Annotated in this window: 3 protein-coding genes and 1 pseudogene; 3 read left to right on the top strand and 1 reads right to left on the bottom strand. The window is 63.1% G+C overall.

Annotated features, from left to right (window positions below; translation table 11 throughout):
• The 3 genes and pseudogenes from H7I57_RS33680 to H7I57_RS32565 form a co-directional block, all read left to right on the top strand.
• Positions 1–95, top strand: a pseudogene (locus H7I57_RS33680) (VOC family protein); the annotation flags it as partial.
• A gap of 45 nt (positions 96–140) precedes the next feature.
• Complete coding sequence (locus tag H7I57_RS32570; RefSeq protein WP_011777790.1) at positions 141–527, top strand: SCP2 sterol-binding domain-containing protein; 387 nt, start codon at positions 141–143, stop codon at positions 525–527.
• Positions 528–695: 168 nt separating this feature from the next.
• Positions 696–1,721 carry a dihydrodipicolinate synthase family protein gene (locus H7I57_RS32565; RefSeq protein ID WP_011777791.1) on the top strand — a complete coding sequence of 342 codons (1,026 nt, stop codon included), beginning with the start codon at positions 696–698 and terminating at the stop codon, positions 1,719–1,721.
• A gap of 799 nt (positions 1,722–2,520) precedes the next feature.
• On the opposite strand, the gene H7I57_RS32560 is transcribed toward H7I57_RS32565, so the two are convergent.
• Positions 2,521–2,831 (bottom strand): transposase (locus tag H7I57_RS32560; protein ID WP_264028494.1); only part of this gene is annotated, 311 nt, incomplete at its 5' end.

Below are 2,831 nucleotides of genomic sequence, written 5' to 3'. Positions count from 1 at the left end.
CCTGGACAGTCGCTCAGTACGACCGACCCAGTGTGTGGGGCCACCAGATGGTCGCCCAAACACCACCAGGCGCACTCGAAGCCGCAACAACATGAACGGCTCGACGGCCGAGACGACGAAAACGATCATATGGAGGTGAAATGGCGATCCGGTTCCTAACCGACGACTGGGCGACTGCGGTGACCGACGCGGCCAATGCCGACGAGAGGTTCCGCATTGCAGCGAAGGGACATGACGTGGTGCTCCGCGTATCCGTGTCGCAGAGCCCGGCCAGCGATGACTACTACATGCATTTCTCTGACGGGTCGCTCATCGTCGGTATCGGATCCCCGCCGCGCACGCCCGACGTGGAGGCCGAGCTCAGCTACGAAACAAACGTCGAGCTGTCTCGGGGTGCGCTCAACGGCCAGACCGCGACCATGACCGGGCAGATGAAAGCCGTCGGCAACATGATGAAGATGATGTCGATCGGAAAAGCCCAGGATCGGCTCGCAGAACTCGAGAGCGGCTTAGACATCGACTACTAGCACTTATCGCGGCGCCTAGAGTTGACTTCGCGCCGAGGGACACAATGCCACGAACGGGAGTGCATCGGCACTTACCATCGGCTCAAGTCCCACCCTGGGCGGTCCGGCGCGACCATACCGCCAATAAAAGCCATTCCGAAGATCATCAAACCAGATTGGACACGGCTCATGACAACACGTAGCAGCGAACTCGTTCCCAGCGACATGAAGGGGCTGTGGGGATTCGTGCCGGCCTGCTCGACGCCGGACGCCGCCGATGTCAACGCGGTCGACACGATCGACACCGATGCGCTCGCGTCTCTGGTGGATCGTCTGGTGCGTGATGGTGTCGACGGCATCGTGACGACCGGCAGCGCCGGCGAGTCGCACACCCTTTCCGACGACGAATACCGCACGCTCATCACGACAGTCGTGGAGACGGTGAACGCCCGGGTTCCGGTGTTCGTTGGTGCCAGCACGCTCAACACGCGCGACTCGATCCGACGCGCCCGCGTCATCGCCGACCTCGGGGCGGACGGCATTATGAGCGGACCGCCGATGTATTTGCCGCAGACTGCCGAGAACGCGGTCCAGTACTATAAAGACCTCGCCGAGGCCGTTCCGGAGCTGGCGATTATGATTTACCAGAACCCGCATGCGTTCCGCATCACATTGCCGCCCGGTGCATTTAGGGAGCTGGCCCAGATTCGCAATATCGTTGCGCTCAAGCAGACCTCGATGGACATCTTCAATGTGATCGGCGCCATCAAAGCGGTCAAGGAAAAGATGTCGGTCCTCGTCTTGGACCAATTGATGTACCCCGCAATGATGTTCGGTGCTGCCGGAGCGTGGAGCATCGACGTATGCATGGGCCCCTGGCCCGCGCTTTCGCTGCGCGATGCATGCCAGCGTGGCGACTGGACAGAGGCCGCGGCCATCGCCGACCAGATGCAGGCGCCATTTCGAACGCTGGGTCTGACTATGGAGGAATTCCAAGCCATGCAGTCCGCCTGGTGGAAGATGGCAATCGACACTGCGGGCTATGGGCGTGCTGGGGCTGCTCGGCCGCCCTTCGTTCACATACCGCAGACCGTCGTCGATTCCGCGCACCGCTACGGTGAACGCTGGGCAGGACTTGCGGAGCGCTATCACCGGTCAAGGGAAGCCGCTGGGCTGCCGCCTGCCGCGGCGAACGTCGCCGCCGCCTCGTCATAGACGCCGGGGAAGAACCTTCAGGGCGACCTGCTGACCACTCCCCCCACCTAGGCGTCTAGGTCTGTAGCCAACGTCGCCAGACCACTCAGCAGCGACTGAACTTCGGAAAGGACTGCCAAGCCGAGCAATGCGACGGCGGCGAGGTTGAACAATGCCGCCTGCTCGCGACCACCGATCTGATGGGCTTCTCCAAGAGCCCGTTGCGCGATGATAGGTCAGCCAGTCAGGATTGCGATCGAGAGCAGCGTCAAGATAGGAAGTCGCACCCGAGCCAACGCGTCGCCGAGCACACAGATGGTCTGCGCAACAAGCGGTTTCGCGGCCGTGGCCACGGCGAGCATGTCACAAGTCACAGCGCCACGGGCGGTCTGCCAGGGACCATGCCGGCGATGACTTGGAGATGCCCGAACCGATAGGCGCGGCAATCGGCATCGCCTGCCGACCCGGGCGATCGGGGGAGTGGAGTCGGCTAACGCCCGCCACCCGGGTGTTCGTCGGACAATAGCGGCAACGACCGCCGCGCGTGCTCTTGTTCCCGCGCCCCGCGGCCGAATGTTGTTAGCAGGGCACCGACAGCACGACGACATCGCCACAGACCTCGGCCATTGCGGGGCTGGCGGCCCCGGCGCAAAGGCAAGTCGGTCAAAGAGATCAACACGTCCAGTCGCGATCTTGCGTGCACTGCCGCAGCCTGCCGAACGCGTCGTAAATGCCTGATTCGCCAGGACTTAGCGTGATCTCGTCTACATAAGGTGACGCGCCGGGTCCGTCAGATCAACGGTGTAAGCGGCATCTTCGGTTAGGTGGTTTCGCTGCCCGGCATGCGGTCGGCGAAGGTGATCGCGAAGGCGTTCAGGGCTGGTTTCCAGCGTATGGTCCATCGCTTCTGTCCGGTCCCGGTCGGGTCCAGCGACCGGGTGACCAAGTATAGGCACTTCAGCGCCGCCTGCTCGGTGGGAGAATGACCGCGGGCCCGCACGGCGCGGCGGTAGCGGGCGTTCAACGATTCCTGGGTTATCTGTAGTCCGGCGGTCGGGCAGGGTTGTGACCTGCTGGTTTGCGGTGTGGACGGTGTCCGCGACGTGCTCTTGGCGCTCGGTTGTCGCCCAG

This window comes from Mycolicibacterium pyrenivorans (assembly GCF_025821625.1).
GTDB classification, from domain to species: Bacteria; Actinomycetota; Actinomycetes; order Mycobacteriales; family Mycobacteriaceae; genus Mycobacterium; species Mycobacterium pyrenivorans.
The sequence above is the reverse complement of the archived record's forward strand: the minus strand, read 5'-3'. Positions and strand labels throughout refer to the sequence as shown.

Excerpts from the sequence above, each read along its gene's own strand:
- H7I57_RS32570 (WP_011777790.1), top strand. The coding sequence starts at position 141 with ATGGCGATCCGGTTCCTAACCGACGACTGGGCGACTGCGGTGACCGAC.
- H7I57_RS32565 (WP_011777791.1), top strand. The coding sequence starts at position 696 with ATGACAACACGTAGCAGCGAACTCGTTCCCAGCGACATGAAGGGGCTG.